Source organism: Streptomyces phyllanthi (genome assembly GCF_009377205.1).
In the GTDB taxonomy this organism is placed as follows: Bacteria; Actinomycetota; Actinomycetes; order Streptomycetales; family Streptomycetaceae; genus Streptomyces; species Streptomyces phyllanthi.
In genome coordinates, this window is sequence record NZ_VJZE01000749.1 from 1 (window position 1) to 2,719 (window position 2,719).

Consider the following 2,719-nt stretch of genomic DNA (forward strand, 5'->3'; position numbering starts at 1 on the left):
ACCGTCCCCCGCGCCCCCGAACCCCCGTTCGTCGCGCTCATGAACATCCCCGCGTCCTGCACGGCGGCAGCCGCCGGTACCGACACCGTCCCCACCGTCCGCCACGTCACCCCGTCATCCACCGAGCACTCGCCCACGTACGCACCCTCACCCCGCCCCAGCCGCAACAGCACCGGCGCCCTCACCCCCGTGACGCGCCGATACGTGTCCAGCGTGCCGTCCCCGGTCGTGTCGTACGAGAGCACGACCCCGTTGGCCGGAGTGACGGCCAGGTTCAGGAAGCCCGCCGAGCCCGCCGTACCCAGGCTGTTGCGGACGATGATCCCCGCGCGCGCCCAGTTGCCCGTCGCCGCCTGCGCGTCCACCCGCAGGGTCACCGAGACGCCGTCGCGCAGCACGCCCTTCCGGTACAGCGTCCCGAACTCCGTCGTGCCCCGCCACAGGTCCACCCCCGCCCCGTCGATCGCGAACCGGTCACCCAGCTGGCCGAAGACGGCCGCGTTGTCGGTGTACGTACGCCAGTCCGCCGCAAGCGGCCCCGCCTCGAAGAGCGTCCCGTCGAAGCGGCCGGTCACCCGGTCCTCACCCTCCGGGCCGTACTCCACGGCGATCGTGTAGGGCAGCGGGCGCAGCGGGCGGTCCAGTGGTGTGCCGGGAGCCGACGCCCGCCAGCGGACCGTACCGGACCCGGCGGCGGGCACGCTCGCGAGCGACGTCGGTCCCTCCGGCGCGGCCTCGACGCCGGTGAGGGTGAAGTCGACCCGGCCCGTGGGGCGGAGGCCGTTGACGTTCCTGAACACGGCCTCCACGCCGGCCCTTCCGCCCGGCGGGAAGGCCGGTGGGTCCGCCGTCACGGTCAGTGTCCCCTGGTAGGGCGCCCGCGCCAGTACGTCCCGCACCCGCTCCGCCGTACGGTACGCGTCACCCACCGGCCGCAGCGGATAGTCCTTCCGCTCCCGCGTCCACGGCTCCTCGAACGCGAACCAGTCCACGGCCACCGGCTGCGTGCCCGCCGCGAGCGCGTCCTCCAGCGTGTCCAGCCACTTCTGCCAGCGCGGCAGGTGGAAGTCGGCCATCAGGCCCTGCCACTCCCGGTTGCCGTACTCGTGCAGGTTCCCCGTGTCGGAGGTGGCCCGTCCTCCCCACACGGTGACGAGGACCTTGGCCGTGCGTTCGAACTCGGCGCGCTCGGTGTCGTTCGTGGCCATGAGACGGGCGTCGTTCACCCACGGGCCGAGGAGGAAGGCGCCGTGCGTCCCCGTGACCTCGTCCGACAGCCGCATCAGGCGCAGCCACAGCGTGGCCAGGGCGCGGAAGGTCTCCAGGTCCTTCCGCCGGTAGGCCGACCTCAGCTGCGGCAGGTACTGGCGGCTGCGGTGCGCGAGCGCCTGCCGGGCCACGTCCACGAGGTCGTAACGGTAGGCGGCGCTGCCCCGCAGCCCGCCCGCCACGCCCAGCAGTCCGGCCAGCGCCGCGTCGAAGCGGGCCGGGTCGTACGTCAGCGCCCTCGGCGCGTACGCGGCGGCGCGGTCGGCGGCCAGGTCGGGGCGGGCGCAGAACAGCGAGTCGTGCGGGTCGCTGCGTTCGACTGCCCGGTGCTGGTAGGCCGTCTCGTGCAGGGCCCGCCAGGCCCCGCGCGCCGCGTCGTCGCGGCCGCCGTAGCGGTAGTCGGCGTACGACGTGAACCAGGCCGCCCGGTCGATCTTCGCCGGAGTCCACGCCAGCTCGGAGAAGAGTTCGAAGGCCGCCGGGTCGCGGTCGGTCGCCTCCGGCATGTAGGCCGTGCCGGCCAGGGCGCTGTTCTCCTTGTCCCGCCAGGCGAAGAACTTCTCGTTCCAGACGTGCGCGCGGGCACCGATCGTCGTACGGCCGCCGAAGTTGGGGATCGTGCCGAACGCGTACGGGGTGCCGCCCCAGTCCTCCTCGCGGTCGGTGACGCTCGTGTAGCGGTCGGAGACGCCGTCGACGATGAGCATCCTCGACCTGTCGACGGAGTCGAGGAGTTCGGGCAGCGGGTTCTCCTGCCAGCCGAGGATCACCCAGGTGGCTCCGGGGCGGGCCTTCCGCAGGGCCCGCTCCACGCCCTGCGCGGCGGCCGGCACGGGTACGTCGCCCGCCGTGCCGCCCTCGTGCAGCAGGTCCATCTTGAAGTGGGCCGCCTCGCCGAAGACGTCCTCCTGGTGCGTGTAGAAGGACGCCGCGACCTTCGCGAACGCCTCCGTGCGCGGATCCAGCCAGTCAGGGCGTTCGAAGCCGTGCCACACGCCCTGCGGGACGACGCGCGCGTCACCGCCGTTGCGTGCCACGAACTCCCCGGGCACGTGTCCGTAGTAGCCGGGCAGTACGGGCGCCATGCCCAGTTCGCGCAGCCGGTCGGTGATACGGCGGCCCAGCGCGGCCCGCCGGGCGATCAGCTCGGGGGAGAGCGGACCGCCGTATCCGGAGAGGTTCTGCAGCAGCCACCACGGCTGGTGCGAGGGCGCGGGCAGCCAGGCGCGGGCCTCGGCGTCGGAGTAGCCGAAGTCCTTCAGGAGGCGGTGGTAGACGGCCTCCATGCCCGCGATGACCAGCACCTCGTTGCAGCCGTGCGCGGCCAGGAGGTCGATCTGGTGTTCCCAGTACGGCCACTGCGCGTACGGGGCGGTGTAGCCGTCGTTCGTGTCGTTGAGCGCGAAGCGGTGGGGGAGCGCCGTGGACCGCGCCAGGGGACGGGCGGGGG

The 2,719-nt window shown here is 73.3% G+C and carries 1 protein-coding gene; it reads right to left on the reverse strand.

The features are described 5' to 3' along the window. Positions 1–2,719: alpha-N-acetylglucosaminidase (locus tag FNH04_RS44350; protein ID WP_152791894.1), on the reverse strand; the 2,719-nt coding region annotated here is incomplete at both ends.